Here is a 16,982-nt window from a genome sequence, read left to right as displayed (position 1 = left end):
AATTCGTCGAATCTGACGAGTGCCGAAAATTAAGCCAATCCTTAGATGTATTTTACGGAGTCAATAAAAAATCCACAAATTGGGAAGATTTTTTAAGAAACAGTATTGAACTCACACAAATCTTTTATAAACATAAAAAACAACAACTTAAAAAAATCGCACTAAGCCGTAATCATCGCCATTATTCTCAGTTGACTTTTTCACTCACAGACTTATCCACAGGCTGAGAGTCATTTTGCCATGGCTGAAATAGTGCTTCTGTGGCATGCTTAGCGCCATCTAAGTCATCGATAAACGAAAAATACCTATGCCAACCGTCGCTAAAAACCCACTTGTGCTTGTGGATGGATCTTCTTATTTGTATCGCGCTTATTATGCGCCTCCTCACCTAACAAACTCAAAGGGCGAAGCAACGGGTGCCGTTTATGGCGTAGTGAATATGTTACGCAGCTTGTTGACCCGTTATCAGCCAAGCCATATAGCAGTCGTGTTCGATGCCAAGGGAAAAACCTTCCGCAATGACATGTACAGCGAATACAAAGCACAGCGCCCACCTATGCCTGATGATCTACGTTCGCAAATCGAACCCTTGCATCGCATTATTCGCGCACTGGGTTTACCACTGATTTCAATTTCCGGCGTCGAAGCCGATGACGTGATTGGAACTATTGCCCGCCAAGCCAGCTTAGAAAACCGTGCCGTGCTTATCAGCACAGGCGATAAAGACATGGCCCAGTTAGTGGATGAGAACGTTACGCTCATCAACACCATGACAGACACCATAATGGGCCCAGAAGAAGTCGTCACCAAATTTGGTGTCGGTCCAGACCGTATCATAGATTTACTCGCACTGATGGGCGACAAGGCTGACAATATTCCAGGCTTACCCGGCGTGGGAGAGAAAACGGCGCTCGCTATGCTCACGGGAGCCGGCAGTGTGAGTAACTTATTAGCGGAACCCGAAAAAGTCGCCGAGCTCGGCTTTAGAGGTTCTAAAACCATGGCGGCAAAAATCATTGAAAATGCCGACATGCTCAAGCTTTCTTACGAACTCGCCACCATCAAAACCGATGTCGAACTTGAGCAAGATTGGCACGAACTCACTCTCATGCCAGCAGACAAAGATGAACTGATCAAATGCTACGGCGAGATGGAGTTTAAACGTTGGTTAGCTGAAGTCTTAGATAATAAAATGACGGCAAATACCTCAATTGATGCGGCATCCACAGAAACACAAGAATACTCATCTCCAGTCGAAGCGATTGAAACACAGTACGACTGCATTCTCACCGAAGCCGAATTAGACACTTGGATTGCTAAGCTTAAACAAGCCGACTTAATGGCAGTAGATACTGAGACCACCAGCTTAGATTACATGGTGGCCGAATTAGTCGGGATTTCCTTCGCCGTTGAGACAGGAAAAGCCGCTTATCTTCCTTTGACCCACGATTACGTTGGTGCACCGACTCAAATCGATAAAACGGTCGCGTTAGAAAAACTGCGTCCGCTGCTTGAGGATCCAAAACTTAAGAAAGTCGGTCAAAATCTTAAGTACGACATCAGTATCTTAGCCAATGCAGGGATCAAACTACAGGGCGTCGCTTTCGACACTATGCTCGAATCCTATGTTTTCAACTCAGTGGCTTCGCGCCATGATATGGATGGTTTAGCACTCAAGTATTTAGGCCATAAAAATATCAGTTTTGAAGAAATTGCTGGCAAAGGTGCAAAACAACTGACCTTCAACCAAATCCCGCTAGAGACGGCTGCACCTTATGCAGCAGAAGATGCTGACATCACACTGCGTTTACACCAACATTTATGGCCAAGACTCGAGAAAGAAGCCGAACTTGCCGCCATGTTTACCAAAGTCGAATTACCGCTAATCCAAGTGTTGTCGGACATTGAACGTCAAGGGGTCTTAATCGACAGTATGTTACTCGGCCAACAGAGCGATGAACTGGCGCGTAAAATCGATACCTTAGAAGAAAAAGCCTACGACATTGCTGGTGAAAAATTCAATCTTGGTTCACCTAAGCAGCTGCAAGTATTGTTTTATGAAAAGCTAGGTTATCCGATCACCAAAAAGACCCCAAAGGGTGCGCCATCGACCGCGGAAGAAGTATTAGTCGAATTAGCCTTAGATTTCCCACTGCCAAAGGTGATCCTCGAGCATCGAAGTCTATCTAAGTTAAAGAGCACTTACACCGATAAGCTGCCACTGATGGTCAACGCCAAAACGGGGCGCGTACACACTAGCTATCATCAAGCTAATGCGGCAACTGGTCGCTTATCGTCAAGCGAACCTAACCTGCAGAATATTCCGATCCGCACCGAAGAAGGTCGCCGAATTCGCCAAGCCTTTATCGCCCCAGCAGGCCGTAAAATTTTGGCAGCCGACTACTCGCAAATCGAACTACGGATCATGGCCCATTTATCTCAAGATGCAGGCTTACTCAAAGCCTTCGCCGAGGGCAAAGACATTCATAGAGCCACTGCTGCAGAAGTATTTGGTACCGACTTTGATGAAGTCACCACAGAACAACGCCGCCGTGCCAAAGCGGTTAACTTCGGCTTAATTTATGGCATGTCAGCCTTTGGTTTGGCGCGTCAGCTTGATATCCCACGCCATGAAGCACAAACCTATATCGATACCTACTTTGCCCGTTATCCTGGCGTATTACGTTATATGGAAGAAACGCGGGCGGGTGCTGCTGACTTAGGTTATGTGTCAACTCTGTTTGGTCGTCGCCTCTACTTGCCCGAAATTCGTGATCGTAATGCGATGCGCCGCCAAGGTGCTGAACGTGCTGCGATTAACGCGCCAATGCAAGGTACGGCTGCCGACATCATCAAAAAGGCCATGATCAATATTGCCCAGTGGATCAAAACAGAAACCCAAGGCGAAATCACTATGATCATGCAGGTTCACGATGAATTAGTGTTTGAAGTCGATGCGGATAAAGCAGAGGCACTTAAAAAGACAATCTGCACCTTGATGGCGCAAGCAGCTAATCTCGATGTTGAACTGCTTGCCGAAGCAGGCATTGGTGATAACTGGGATGAAGCCCATTAATCTCAGTAATATCCAGAAGAACACTATCAATATGATTTAACTGCAAATAAAGCTAATCTAACTTCAATATTTTGAGCTCAGATTAGCTCTCTCCCGTCTTAATCGCCTCTAAGCACATCAATACAGAGTCCTTTTCATCACTCAGCATAAATAACCCTTTCACAATACAAATTAGCTCGTTAAGTTAGACAAACTTCATCGGCAGAAAATGATTCACTCACAGCCAAACAATCTTTACCTGATACATTTGGCAGTAGAGTTCATCGATACACTGCCACAGCAGATGGATATTAAAGGGTGTGATTTACTCGAATTGAAACTGCATTCAAGTCAGCCATATATGCTCAAGAGTGCCATAACGGTTGTTCTCTCACGCGTACACCAAAATCTTAGGTCAGGATTAGAGTAAAAAATCAAATCTCAAGTATTGATCACTTTTGTATATAAATTTCGAGTTTCATCTATAAATCAGCCAATTAATCATTTTCAATGAAATTTTAGGATCAATTTGAGATGCTTTTTCACTCACAACCTGAGATCAAGTGCACATAATTACCTCTTTTTTGAAAAAACTGTTTTCCATTTAAAGATAAATAGAGTAATATTCTCTGCGTAGGGTACAGAGGTTAAGATGTTCTATCTTTCAGACCTTTATTTCACTTATAGTGATGAGCCAAATTCTGGCGCCTCAGCAACTTGTTTGCTGAGGCTTTTTTTTTGCTCTTTTTTCAGACTTTAAGTAAATTTTAGAGTATTTACTTTAATAAGGAATGAATTGGCTGTATGCTAGTTTCATTGAGAACCATTGAAGCTAATTTGATGGTGCTTGAGTCTTGTTGAATTTAGCTTCTCCCCAAAAGAGCTAATATTTTTGGCCGATGATGATATCATCGGCTATTTTTTTTTGCCTGGAATTAACGAAGAACCGATGGGAATGAGACTGAACAAAAGAGAAAAAATTGCAGTAAAAACAAAGAGGAGGTATACACAGTCAAATTCTACCATGTACACCAAAACAGGCGATATTATTCAGCGTTATTCGCTGCATCTAACTCATCCGTCAGCCACTGTGGATGACACCATTCATTAAGAATTGCCAACACTTTAGGCTTACCAGTTCCTTTGAGTGATGAGAAGGGTTCAACTTGCACCCAGTCGCCAAACTCACTTAGTGCGAGACGCACTTCATTTACGGTTTTCATCTTAGCACTTTGGGCTAATTTGTCTGATTTCGTTAGCAAAGCTAATACAGGAATTTCACTAGCAACTGCCCATTCAATCATCTGCATATCGAGATCTTTTAGTGGATGACGAATATCCATCAAGACAACCACGCCACTTAAACAAGCGCGTTTTTGCAAATATTCACCTAATGCTTGCTGCCATTTATTTTTCAACGCAAGTGGGACTTGTGCAAAGCCATAGCCAGGTAAGTCAACTAAACGACGCTGAGCATCTAACTCAAATACGTTAATTAGTTGAGTACGGCCCGGTGTTTTACTGGTTCTGGCTAAACTTTTTTGCTCAGTTAATGCATTGAGTGCACTAGACTTTCCAGCATTAGAGCGGCCAGCAAATGCAATCTCAACTCCAACATCGCCGGGCAGATATTGATCCAAATGTGCAATGTCAGGTGCACTGATTAAAAACTTTGCCCTACGAAAATCTATACGAGATTCAGTCACTATTTACTCCGAAATTTTTCTACGCAATACCATAATTTATGAAGAATTACTTACTTTCCCACGTTTTCGTGTAAAATATTACTCCGATCACATTAATCATATTTTACCACGCTTGCGGGTCACCCTAGTAAGCTCAGGATAATAATTTAACCAGAAGTTGGAACGCCATGAAAAAGCTAGCTCTTGCGCTGTCTGTTGTAATTGCCGCCATATCTTCACCTGCGATTGCTGAAGGTAATGCTGAAGCGGGAAAAACGAAAATCATTGTCTGTTCGGCCTGTCACGGTATGGACGGTAACAGTATGATCGATATGTACCCCAAAATTGCGGGCCAACACGCCACTTACCTCCAAAAGCAACTACATGATTTCCGTAGCGCAGCACAAACTGGCGGTAAAGATGGTCGTATGGATCCTATCATGAGTGGCATGGCAATGCCTCTAAGCGATCAGGATATTCTCGACATTAGCGCATATTTTTCTAGCCAAGCAATCCAAGTGGCTGAAGCAAAAGATGTTCCTGAGTTAGGTGCTAAACTTTACAAGGGTGGTGATGTTTCTCGTGGCATTACCGCTTGTATGGCATGTCATGGCCCAGATGGTAAAGGCGCTGAGCTTGCAGGTTTTCCAACGTTGGCAGGCCAACACGCAAACTACATCAAGATCCAGCTGACAAAATTCCGTGAAGCTGGCCGCCATAATGACTTGAATGGCATGATGCAAGATGTGGCTAAAAAACTAAATGATAGCGATATCGACGCGCTATCAAAGTATCTTTCTAGCCTGAAGTAATCTTCGCGAGTGAAAAGAAGGGTGTATTGTCACCCTTTTTTTACACCACAAAGTTGACGTGGACGTAAACTGCAAAGATTCGTGCTTGACATAGATCACAGATTTCGGTTTAATAAGCCCCGTACCGAGATAAACCCATCTGTTTGTACAAAAAGATTAATAATAACTTACAGGTTTCGGTATAATTAACGTTCAAGATATAAGAATAAAGATACTCAATAACAATAATATACTTAAGACCACTCTCTAATAATAACAAGAGTCGTGATTTCCACTTGAAATCCAGGTCAGCACAATTTTGTAAGGGATGGCCGATAACGCCAATTTGCTTCTAGCAAAACACCTTACACTCAGGGTAACTTGCCCCATCAGGACATAGTTTACATGATGTAAACTGTAGCAAAGGAAGCGATAAGCTTAGGATGCACTGGCTGGATGCTTGTTATCACAGGAAGGTACTTAAGTAACATGGATGGTTAACTCGACGTCAATGATGACGATGCTTTAAAAGATGTGTCGCGAGACCATCTACGGAAACTGTAGTCAGGATGGCGACAGAAAAAAATAAAGTGTCTGGAAGACCATTAACAAAAATAATGCAGGGAAAGCAGTAAAAAAAAGAAGGATACCGACCGGGAAAGTCGCATAGCAAGTATGGATACTTGGAATCAGGATAAGGTGCTAAAGCACCCTTTGTAAGGCGGCAGTTTAACTGCCGCCTTTTTTCTTTTATAACACCCCATTAGTGTCTAAAATGTGCACTCAACCAATATAATTGGTACAATCAAAGCCTTAATAACCACTTCAGCAGACTCAATGCCCAGATGCCCTCTTTGTCATAACAGTCAGACACGACTCCTTCATCAAGATAAAAAGCGGAGTTTTTATGTTTGCAAGACATGTGAGTTAACCTTTGCGGATGCGAATAGCCATTTACCCCCCGCGGCAGAGAAGCAAAGATACGGTCGTTCACGCATAGCGTCGAAGCAAAAACAGTTATCGCAATTTATTTTGCCGCTGTTAGCGCAATTAGAGCAGCAACAAGCGGGCAGTTTATTAGGATTGAATTTTGGCCGCATACTCGATGATGAGAGCCTGACGACCATAGAAAATGCGGGCCACAAGTTAAATCAATATGATCCCTTTTTTGCCCCTAATCATGACGTGTTAAAGCTAGAGTATGATTTTATCTGCTGTTATCGGGTATTTGAGCATTTTCAAAACCCTATAAAAGAGTGGACTTTGCTCTCTCGGCTACTGCATTCTGGTGGTTGGTTAGCGATAAGTACACCATTACTGACTGAATTAGATGGTTTTGCTAAGTGGCATTATAAGAACAACCTCACCCATGTGAGCTTTTATCAGCGACAAACCTTCGAGTACCTCGCAAACAATAGCGATTTTGAACTATTATTTGCCGCAAAGGACCTCGTTTTGATGCAAAAAACATCATAATCTGGTATAACACTCGGCCTAATTTCGCACCTTGTAGACAAGCTCACCCTTAGTCTGCAAGGCCATACGTTGTAAATAATTGAGAAGACCATGTCTCGTAGCAAGAAAACACGCAAGGGCGGCGAGAACAGCCCTAAGTTACAGCCAAGAGTGAAGAAGCAAGATCGCGCTGTAGCGACTGGCAAACGTAAAGATTCTGGCAATAAATCAGGTAGTCGTCATAACGAAAGCTTAATTTTAGCGCAAGCGCCGCAACAGCAGGCCGCTAAGAAAAAAGACCCGCGTCATGGCAGTAAAAAGCCTGTGGCTTTAGCGATTCCTGCGGCAGTGGTAACAGATAAAGCCGCTCAGCCAAAAGTAAAACAAGCTAAGCTGACTGACGAGCAAAAACTGCTGAAATTGGAAGAAGATCCAAGACTAAATCAGCTGTTAGATATGCTTGAAGAAGGCCGCGACCTCAACGAGGTTGACCAAAAGTGGTTAGATCAACAGCTAAATAAAATTGAAGCTCTGATGATTAAACTGGGCATTAGCGACAATATGGATGATGATGCACCTTCATCACCAGCTAAGTCTTTATCTGACGATGAGTTGTTCGACAAATTCGAATCAGGCGCTGACTTACTAAAAGATTATCAAGACAAGTTCTAACCTCTCAGTGCTAAGGCATAGGGAACTCAGTTTTTAGCTGTGGCTCCTTATGCCATTCATATAAGGAGTCTTTGTGTCTACGACTATCATTATTCTCGGTTTTATCATCATAGTAGCGCTAAGTAGCTACGCCACCTTCTTAATCCTAAAACTCAAGCAGCAAAAAAAGCGTCAGCAGGCTGAACAAGCAGAGCGTGAAGTGACTGCGAACGCAAAACGTGCCCAAGTTTTAGATGATATCCGCTATATCGCCACCGCTATGATTGAAGACCGCTGTGAGATCTCTGAAGGCGTGGTCAGGATTGGGCGATTATTTGAAATCCTGTCATTAAGTGAGCGTGTGGCTCCTGATTACCCTTCATTATTCAAACACTTTGAGCTAATTAAAGATCATCCCATCATGGATGCTCGCCAAGCCTTGCCTAAGCAAGAAAGGATGAAGTTAGACTTGATCAGAATGAAGTCCGAAGCGGCATTAGAGCAAGGCATTAGTGATGATGCGAAAAAGCTGGCGGATTACCAAGCCAAAGCGATGCATTAAACCCGCTCATTGTTATACCTCAAGACCACTTATATTGTGGTTTTGAGGTCATCTCGATAAAACCCGCACCAATTTTACCCTCCTTACTCCCGTGAGCCTGCGCACAAAACCGCCAAATATCGACAGACAAGCGTACTTTTTTGATAGATATTGCGTAACTTCTAAAAAGACAGACGTCATTTTTACAACCTAGATCAAGGTTATTTACTTAAGAACCTTGCATACTTCGCTTGTTGCTAATTTACCCACGGAGGACACGCCTTGAAGCAGCCCACTCAGATTAGCTGGGATCAGTCGATGATCGAAAAATATAACTACAGCGGTCCCCGTTATACCTCTTACCCAACGGCATTAGAGTTCGATGATACATTCACCGAACAAAATCTGCTGACGGCCATTGAAAATAGCAAAAGCGATAAACTGTCGCTGTATATTCATATCCCGTTCTGCGCCAAGCTTTGTTATTACTGCGGCTGTAATAAAGTCATCACCCGCCACCAACACAAAGCCGATCAGTACATTGAATATTTAAGCCAAGAAATTATTAAACGTGCGCCCCTGTTCAAACATTACAGTGTGACCCAAATGCATTGGGGCGGCGGTACACCCACGTTCTTAAATCCAGAGCAAATACTAAAGCTGACGTCATTGATTAAAGCCAACTTTAATTTTGCAGATGAAGGCGAGTACTCGATTGAAGTCGATCCTCGCGAGATTGAGCTGTCAATGCTCGACACGTTGAAAGAAGCGGGCTTTAACCGGATATCCATCGGTGTGCAAGATTTCAATAAAGAAGTGCAAATTGCCGTTAATCGCGAACAAGATGAGCAATTTATCTTCGACTTAATGGCTAAAGCGAAAGCCATGGGTTTTGTGTCAACCAACATAGATTTAATCTATGGTTTGCCACACCAAACGCCAGAAACCTTTGCCGTCACTATGCAGCGCGTTTTAGATTTATCGCCTGACCGTCTGTCGGTATTTAACTATGCTCACTTACCTGCGCGCTTTGCCGCTCAACGTAAGATCAAAGACGAGCATTTACCTTCGCCAAAACAAAAACTCGAAATGCTGCACCAAACTATCGAGACCTTAACTGGCGCTGGTTACCAATATATCGGCATGGACCACTTTGCTAAACCCGATGACGAGTTAGCCAAGTTGCAGCGCGAAGGCAGACTGCACCGCAACTTCCAAGGTTATACCACCCAAGAAGAATGCGATTTGTTAGGTCTTGGCGTATCGTCTATCAGTCAGATTGGCGACTGCTATGCGCAAAACCAGAAAGATATCCGCCCTTACTATGAGGCCATAGATAAGGAAGGCCATGCTTTGTGGAAAGGTTGCAGCCTAAACCGTGACGATGAAATCCGCCGCGTAGTGATTAAACAGCTGATTTGCCACTTCGAACTGGATATGGCGAAAATTGATGAGAAACTGGGGATTAACTTCGAAACCTATTTCGCGGAAGATCTTAAGTTAATGCAGACATTTATCGATGACAAGTTAGTTGAAATCGTCGACAGACAGATCACTATCAGCCCTACTGGCCGTTTATTGATCCGCAATATCTGTATGTGCTTCGATCTTTACTATCGTCAAAAAGCGCGTCAGCAACAGTTCTCACGCGTGATCTAAAACGCTTATTGCTGCACTCGCAAACGCTCATAAAAAATCCGACTCTAGAGTCGGATTTTTTATTGATGGCAATTTTTAGTAACGACTCAGAGCTTATACCTTAGCGGCATACAGTGCTTTGCGATCACTGTCGGATAAAAACGCCATTTCAACGCCGTTGCGTTGCACCTGCGCTAACTCAGCATCGGTTAACTTGAGTTCAGATTTGGCGATACGATACTCATGCTTAATATCGATAGCGCTCACACCGGGATCATCGGTATTTAGGCTTATCAACACGCCTGCATCCATAAAGGTTCTGAATGGATGCTCAGCGTAAGAAGCCACAGTAGAAGTATGCAAGTTACTGGTTGGGCAAGATTCGATGCCAATACGGTGCTTAGCAAGATATTCCATCAGCTTAGGATCGTGAATCGCGTTCACCCCATGACCAATTCGAGTTGCGCCAAGTTCTTGAATCGCTTGCCACATACTTTGTGAACCCGCAGCTTCACCGGCGTGAGCCGTAATCGCAAGGCCAGCATCACGAACACGTTTAAAGTGATCGTTAAATAACTCGCCAGGGAAGCCTAATTCATCACCGGCTAAGTCCATAGCCACGAGATGTTGTTTATGGGCGAGTAAGCCTTCAAGTTCTTGAGTACAAGCAGCTTGACCAAATGAACGTGACATAATGCCAATCAAATTGATCTTCACGTTATAGTCTTTTAAGCCCGCTTTAACGCCATCAACGACCGCCTCAACTACGCCTTCAATCGGTAACTTATGGTTCATCGCCATATAGTAAGGACTAAAACGTAACTCAGCGTAATCTAAGCCAGATAACGCCGCATCGGCAACGTTTTCATAGGCGACGCGTTTAACCGCATCCAAATCTGCAAGTACGGCAACCATCCAATCGAGCTTCTTTAAGAAGGCGACTAAGCTAGTTTCTTTCCCCTGAATTTGCACAAAAGGTGCGAGCGTCTCTAAAGAATCGGCAGGTAGCGCAATGCCGTGTTGGTGTCCTAGTTCCCAAATGGTATTTACCCGCACATTACCGTCTAGGTGACGATGCAGATCCACCAATGGAATGGATGTATCAATCATATTTAACCCCTATTTGAACTACCCAGCCAATGCTTTTGTTATTTGGTCGCGGGCGGACACTAAGTTTAACACGCATTTTCGGGGGCATTTATGCGCCAAACGCATTTAAATTCATATTCAGTCACAATTCTGCTTAATATCCATACAAGGAACGGCCGCATTCATCAGGCATAATGACTTCAATAACAACGAAAATATCAGAGATCGACTATGCATAAACTCTTAACCCCCAGTTTATTGATATGCGCATTAAGCGCCTGCAGTACTACTCAGACCACAAAAAATAGTCAAATCGCAGCGCCACAGACAATATCGGCAGCACAGTCGCAAGTTGAGCCAATCGCTCCCGCGCTGCAGGCGATCATCGACCAAAGCTGGCAATTACAGCTCAGCGCCAGTCCTGAAATGGCCTATGGCATGGGCGATGCCAGTGCAGCAGGAAAGCTATCGGATCTCTCGCCAGCTGCGCTCGCTAAGCTTAATCAAGGTCAAATCGCAGTATTAGCGCAGCTCAAAGCACTCGACCGCAGCAGTTTGAGTAAAGAAGATAAGATTAACGCTCAAATACTGGAAGATCAGATCCAAAACGATGTCGACCTGTATCGCTTTAAAGATTATTACTTGCCCATTACCGCAGAAAGCGGCTTCCACGCTTATATCACCTCAATCGCACAGGGAAGATTCAACACCCTTGAGGATTACCGCAACTATATTGCCAAACTCAATGCACTCCCGACCTATTTCGCCCAGCAAACTCACTGGCTAAAGCAAGGATTAGCCGAGGGAATAACGCCGCCTAAAGTGACACTCAATGGCTTTGAAGACAGTATCAGTGCTTATATCGTCCCTATGGAAAAGAGTGGTTATTTCAAACCTTTTACCCAATACCCCAGCTATTTCACTGAAGCACAAAAAACTCAGCTGACCCAAGAAGGTCGCGCTTTAGTCGAGCAAAAAGTCCTACCGCTATATCAAAACTTCTATGATTTTATGACTAAAGAGTACATTCCCAATGCACGGGAAAATATCGCGGCCAGCAGCTTACCTAACGGCGCAGAGTTTTATGAGAATCGGGTGCGTTACTATACGACCTTGAATATGACGTCGGCAGAAGTGCATGAGCTGGGCTTAAAAGAAGTTAAGCGTATCCGCCAAGAGATGGAGCAAATCATCAAGTCCGTTGGCTTTAAAGGCAGCTTTGCCGACTTCTTACATTTCCTGCGGACCGATCCCAAATTTTACACCACAAGTGCCGATCAGTTACTCAAAGAAGCGGCATTTATTGCCAAAAAAGCCGATGCCATGCTGCCTAAGTACTTTGGCAAACTTCCCCGTAAACCCTATGGCATAGCGCCAGTGCCCGCCGAAATTGCGCCGAAATACACCACAGGCCGATATTCAGGATCGAACAGCGATGACGAACCCGGTTACTACTGGGTCAACACTTATGCATTGGATAAGCGCCCACTCTACGAGTTAGAAGCCTTAACCTTGCACGAAGCTGTACCCGGTCATCATCTGCAAATTTCACTCAACTCTGAGCTAACGTCACTCCCTGACTTCCGTCGTTATGGCTATATCTCTGCCTTCGGTGAAGGCTGGGGTCTGTATTGCGAATACTTAGGTTTAGAGGCTGGCTTCTACCAAGATCCCTACAGTAACTTTGGCCGCTTAACCTATGAAATGTGGCGGGCGGCGCGTTTAGTCGTAGACACAGGCATGCATGCCCAAGGATGGAGTCGTCAACAAGCCATCGATTTTATGGCCAGCAATACCGCGCTATCACTGCACAATGTCACGACCGAAATTGACCGTTATATTTCGTGGCCAGGACAAGCTTTGTCCTACAAGATTGGCGAATTAACGATCAAGCGGTTACGTGCTAAAGCAGAACAGGAACTCGGCGACAAATTTGATATTCGTGCCTTCCACGATGCTGTGCTCGAAAATGGCTCGGTACCTATGTCGATCCTCGAACAGCAAATCAATGATTTTATTGAAGCGAAAAAGGTGACACGCTAAGTTAATGAAATTCATGGGAGTCGGTATTTTCAGACTCCCATGGTTGTCTGTTACACTCTAACAAACCATTCAAGCCAAATGATTTGCGACTGAGTATGAGCCAAGCCAAAGCGACATTTTCGACTGAACACGATTTAAATACCTCAGAGCAGCAAGCCTTCTGGCAAAGCGTTGTTCAAGACACGCTAGCCTCTGCCGACGGTGTTACGCTGGCCTATATGATGGTCAAACATCCCCAAGCGCATACCGCAATCGTTCTCAGTAGTGGCCGAGTAGAGTCCTATTTAAAGTATCAAGAATTGGTCTTCGACTTGTACCAACAAGGTTACTCTGTTTATGCCATAGATCACCGTGGCCAAGGATTGTCGGATCGTATGACAATCAATCCGCACATGGGTCATGTGCGAAGATTTAATGATTATATTGATGATTTTGCACTGTTTATGCAGAAGAAAGTGTTACCGCAAAACGACAAACAGCTCATGCTACTCGGTCATTCAATGGGTGGTGCGATTGGTACTTTGTATCTCAAACAACATCCCGATATTTTTACCGCCGCGGTATTTTCAGCGCCCATGTATGGCATCAAATTACCTATGCCAAAAGCATTCGTGCGCTGGTTAGCCAGTAAGCTCGATAACACTCTCAATGGCGGCGAACCTAACTATGTGCTTGGAGGGCAAAACTATAAGCCGGTTCCCTTCAAAGGGAATGAGTTAACCCATTGCCAAACTAGATACCAAGCCTATCGAGACTTGTATGATGCGGCGCCTAAGTTACAACTCGGTTCCCCAACTAACCGTTGGTTGACAGAATCTTTAGATGCAGCAGACACTTGCGTACTGGCAACAGCGCAAATTCGCACGCCGATCCTGATACTGCAAGCGAGTGAAGATAAGATTGTTGATAATGCGGCTCAGAATCTTGCGGTGAGCACTCATTGCCAATTGAAGGTGATAGCGGGGGCTGCCCATGAGATTTTTATGGAAAAAGACGCCTACCGAAATCAAGCCTTAAATTATGCCCTCGACTTCTTTAAACGCTACGCAGCAAAGGACAAGGACAAACAAGCTGGATAAAGTCTGCTTGATTTAGTACTCGGCTGAATAAATAGCCCTGATAACCATCACAGCCAAATTCAACAAAGGCTTGATATTGTTGAGGCGATTCAACGCCTTTAGCCACAACATGCAAATTAAATTGCTGTGCAGAGACAATTAACGCCTTCACTCTTTGTGGCATTGTGGCTAATGAATCAATACAACTCATATCCAATTTAACCGCAACTAATGGCTGGTTGGCTAAACAACTCAAAGCACTCGAGCCAGAACCGAAATGATCGAGGACGATACCTATCCCCGCATCGACCAACTTAGACACGCGCTCAGCCACAAACTGTGGTTGCATTAACAATGCGGCCTCATTGAGCTCGATACCCAGTTGATGAGCCGCAATGCCATGTTCCTTAACTAACGCAACCAATGCATCAACAAAATCTGCCTGACCAAATGAGAATGCACTGATATTAAGGGTTAAAGTCGGTAAACTCCGACCTTGAGTATGGGATGTCTGAATAAACTGACACGCACGTTTAGCGACCCAAAGATCAAGCTCTGCAATCATTCCACCCTGTTCGGCTAACGCTACAAACTCTGCAGGCGGAATAAACTCGCCATCGGCACGATACCAACGTGTAAGCACTTCGGCCGAGACCAGTTCACTGTGCGCATTCATTACAGGTTGGAACATTAACGTCATGCTATCTTGCTGTAATGCCGTCTGTAATTCCTGTTGTAACTGTTCATCACGGCTCTGACGTAAATCCATCTCAGCATGATAGAAAGCGCATCCCGCTTGCCCTGGTCGCTTAGCACTCAAGGTTGCTAGCTCGGCGCGGCGCATCACTAAAGCAGGATCTAAGGTCTCTATGCTGTCGAGCAAACAAATCCCCACATTCGCGCTAAGCTCAAAGTGATGATGGCCGTAATGGAATGGTCGAGCAATCACTTGCCTTAACTCACTCGCAAGCGCTAAAGCACGACGCGCAGCCACTGAAGCATCTATCGCTAAGTCTTTAGCCAGCAAAACAAAATCACCGGACTCTAATCGACCAACGGTTATATTTTCAGTGAAATAACTCGATAGACGTGCAGCCACTTGCGTGAGTAAACGCTCTAATTCGTGGGAGTTTAGAGTAGCGACCAAGCCTAATTTATTCACCTCAACGAGCAGCAATGCTCCCCATTGACCTGAACTATTACCTTGGGTTAAAAATTGCGACAGTCGTGCCATAAAGACATCGGGTAACATCTTGCGACCAGTAACCGATTGATCCACAAGTTCATTAATCGCAGCATGATTCTTGGCACTTTCAGATACATCCATATGAATGCCGATCATCCGAGTCGGACGTCCTTGAGGATCCCAATCAACCAACATGCCGCGATCCAGCACCCACACATAATGCCCCTCTCTATGTCGCAAGCGATGGACACTTTCAAATTCTTTACTTTTACCGCTAACGTATTCCTGTAACGCATCGAGTACGATATCCCTATCATCGGGATGTAACCGCGTTTCCCAAGTCTGGAATACGCCCGCTAATTCATCCGGCGCATAACCGATCATCTCTTTCCAGCGATCAGAAAGAAAAACCTCACCCGTGCTGATATCCCAATCCCAAATACCGTTCCGCGAACCTTCCACCGCAAACAGCCAGCGCAGTTCGCTGTCATTCAACTGTTTCACGGCACGGCTCAAGCGTTCATGTACCAGCTGCAAGCTCTCTTGCAATGATAAAACTTCTGATGAGCTCCAAGGGATCGATGTCGAAAAAGAAGAAGTCCCTACCTGTTTAGCGGCCTCGCTCAACATTTGGAATGGGCGGATCAACAGGAAATATAAAATAAAGGTAAAGCCAATCAGCAATAATCCGCCAAGGCCCCAAACCCGCATAAAACGTTGCTGCAACTTAGCAGAAGCTTCGGCAACTAAAGGGGCTAAATCGGCTTCAAGATAAATCAAATCAACAGCCCCACCATACTGGGGAAGAACGGGATAATATGCTTGAATAGTTAAACGGTCGAGATTAACGAGGATCTGCGGAAAAAAAGCTTGAACCACAGAGCGGTGAAGATCTACATCATAACCATCGATGACTTGAGTCGCATTGCTATCACGCCACACAGTATGATTAGCAAAACGAATACGGCTTTCAGCATCAACCAAGATATACACCATAGTGCCCATATCCAGCGCAGCTAAGGAAACTTCCTGCTCAATCCGCTCCATATCCTGTAAAGCTTGCGCCGATTGAACCACATTCTGCATGCGGAACAACTGTTGCTTTATCAAAGCCGACTGTCGCTGCGCAAGTTCAGCCCTTACTTGGTCACTTTCGAACAGGTACTCGCCTATGACCAACACTAAATATAGGGTCAGCATACAAAGAGGAAGCAGTACCGCGAGCGAAAGCTTACGAAGCATAGGCAACAGATGGCCGTTAACAAAAAAATTAATATTTTTGTATGCTAACGGGAAACTAACCACTAAGCAAAAGGACTTATCAAACTAAGCGAGATCTTCATGTAAATAATCAACTTAGAGTATAAAAGTCTGAAATAAAGGAAGGAAAAAACGTAAAGAACTAGCAGAAGAACCAAAACTAAAATAAATAGAGCAATACTCGATAGCATTGATCTTTAAATGACAATTTAACAAATTGCAGATGCAAAAAAGCCAGCTTATTCAGCTGGCTTGATTACATCTCAATGAGATAATTAGGCGCTTGGCGATGACCTACTCTCACATGGGGAGACCCCACACTACCATCGGCGCGTTTGCGTTTCACTTCTGAGTTCGGGATGGGATCAGGTGGTTCCACAAGGCTATTGTCACCAAGCAAATTCTGTTTATTACCGTGTCCATCTCTGGCTCACGTTAATAATAATTCGGAAAGCTGATTTGCTTTGTTTGAGTTCAAACTTTATCAAGTGTCGATATTCTGTCTAAGGCTTCTTTGTAAAACCCATCTG

11 protein-coding genes and 1 rRNA gene are annotated in these 16,982 nt (G+C 44.4%); 8 read left to right on the top strand and 4 right to left on the bottom strand.

Features of this window, described 5'->3' with window-relative positions:
• Positions 1–307: 307 nt before the first annotated feature.
• A complete protein-coding gene (polA, locus tag L5M28_RS13205; RefSeq protein WP_263203555.1) occupies positions 308–3,076 on the top strand; it encodes a DNA polymerase I in 2,769 nt (922 codons plus the stop codon).
• A gap of 1,025 nt (positions 3,077–4,101) precedes the next feature.
• On the opposite strand, the gene yihA is transcribed toward polA, so the two are convergent.
• Positions 4,102–4,761: a ribosome biogenesis GTP-binding protein YihA/YsxC gene (yihA, locus tag L5M28_RS13200; protein WP_006079362.1), complete on the bottom strand. Its 660-nt coding sequence runs from the start codon at positions 4,759–4,761 to the stop codon at positions 4,102–4,104.
• A gap of 167 nt (positions 4,762–4,928) precedes the next feature.
• Here yihA and L5M28_RS13195 point away from each other — a divergent pair, with 167 nt between their 5' ends.
• The 5 genes from L5M28_RS13195 (at position 4,929) to hemN (ending at position 9,837) form a co-directional block, all read left to right on the top strand.
• Complete coding sequence (locus tag L5M28_RS13195) at positions 4,929–5,552, top strand: c-type cytochrome (protein WP_105250761.1); 624 nt, start codon at positions 4,929–4,931, stop codon at positions 5,550–5,552.
• 816 nt (positions 5,553–6,368) lie between these two features.
• Positions 6,369–7,007 carry a class I SAM-dependent methyltransferase gene (locus L5M28_RS13190; RefSeq protein ID WP_105250762.1) on the top strand — a complete coding sequence of 213 codons (639 nt, stop codon included), beginning with the start codon at positions 6,369–6,371 and terminating at the stop codon, positions 7,005–7,007.
• Positions 7,008–7,097: 90 nt separating this feature from the next.
• Positions 7,098–7,658: a Der GTPase-activating protein YihI gene (yihI, locus tag L5M28_RS13185; RefSeq protein WP_263203553.1), complete on the top strand. Its 561-nt coding sequence runs from the start codon at positions 7,098–7,100 to the stop codon at positions 7,656–7,658.
• Between the two features lie 73 nt (positions 7,659–7,731).
• On the top strand, positions 7,732–8,199 hold the full coding sequence (locus L5M28_RS13180) for a DUF2489 domain-containing protein (protein WP_263203551.1): 468 nt from the start codon (positions 7,732–7,734) through the stop codon (positions 8,197–8,199).
• A 261-nt stretch (positions 8,200–8,460) separates the two neighbouring features.
• Positions 8,461–9,837 carry an oxygen-independent coproporphyrinogen III oxidase gene (gene hemN / locus L5M28_RS13175; RefSeq protein ID WP_263203548.1) on the top strand — a complete coding sequence of 459 codons (1,377 nt, stop codon included), beginning with the start codon at positions 8,461–8,463 and terminating at the stop codon, positions 9,835–9,837.
• A 93-nt stretch (positions 9,838–9,930) separates the two neighbouring features.
• Here hemN and add read toward each other — a convergent pair whose 3' ends face one another.
• A complete protein-coding gene (gene add, locus L5M28_RS13170; protein ID WP_263203546.1) occupies positions 9,931–10,926 on the bottom strand; it encodes an adenosine deaminase in 996 nt (331 codons plus the stop codon).
• Between the two features lie 210 nt (positions 10,927–11,136).
• Between add and L5M28_RS13165 the strand changes: the two genes are divergently transcribed.
• Together L5M28_RS13165 and L5M28_RS13160 are read left to right on the top strand one after the other, a co-directional pair.
• Positions 11,137–12,948: a DUF885 domain-containing protein gene (locus tag L5M28_RS13165; RefSeq protein WP_263203544.1), complete on the top strand. Its 1,812-nt coding sequence runs from the start codon at positions 11,137–11,139 to the stop codon at positions 12,946–12,948.
• 95 nt (positions 12,949–13,043) lie between these two features.
• On the top strand, positions 13,044–14,027 hold the full coding sequence (locus L5M28_RS13160) for an alpha/beta fold hydrolase (protein ID WP_263203542.1): 984 nt from the start codon (positions 13,044–13,046) through the stop codon (positions 14,025–14,027).
• On the opposite strand, the gene L5M28_RS13155 is transcribed toward L5M28_RS13160, so the two are convergent.
• Positions 13,984–16,434, bottom strand: coding sequence for a GGDEF domain-containing phosphodiesterase (locus tag L5M28_RS13155; protein ID WP_263203540.1), 2,451 nt, complete (start codon positions 16,432–16,434; stop codon positions 13,984–13,986). The genes L5M28_RS13160 and L5M28_RS13155 overlap by 44 nt on opposite strands.
• A gap of 299 nt (positions 16,435–16,733) precedes the next feature.
• Positions 16,734–16,849 (bottom strand): 5S ribosomal RNA (rrf, locus tag L5M28_RS13150).
• Between the last annotated feature and the right edge of the window lie 133 nt (positions 16,850–16,982).

Origin of the sequence: Shewanella sp. SW32, from assembly GCF_025653365.1 — a bacterium.
Lineage (GTDB): Bacteria > Pseudomonadota > Gammaproteobacteria > Enterobacterales > Shewanellaceae > Shewanella > Shewanella oncorhynchi.
Note: the sequence above shows the minus strand (reverse complement) of the source record. Positions and strands in the feature narration are given on the sequence as shown.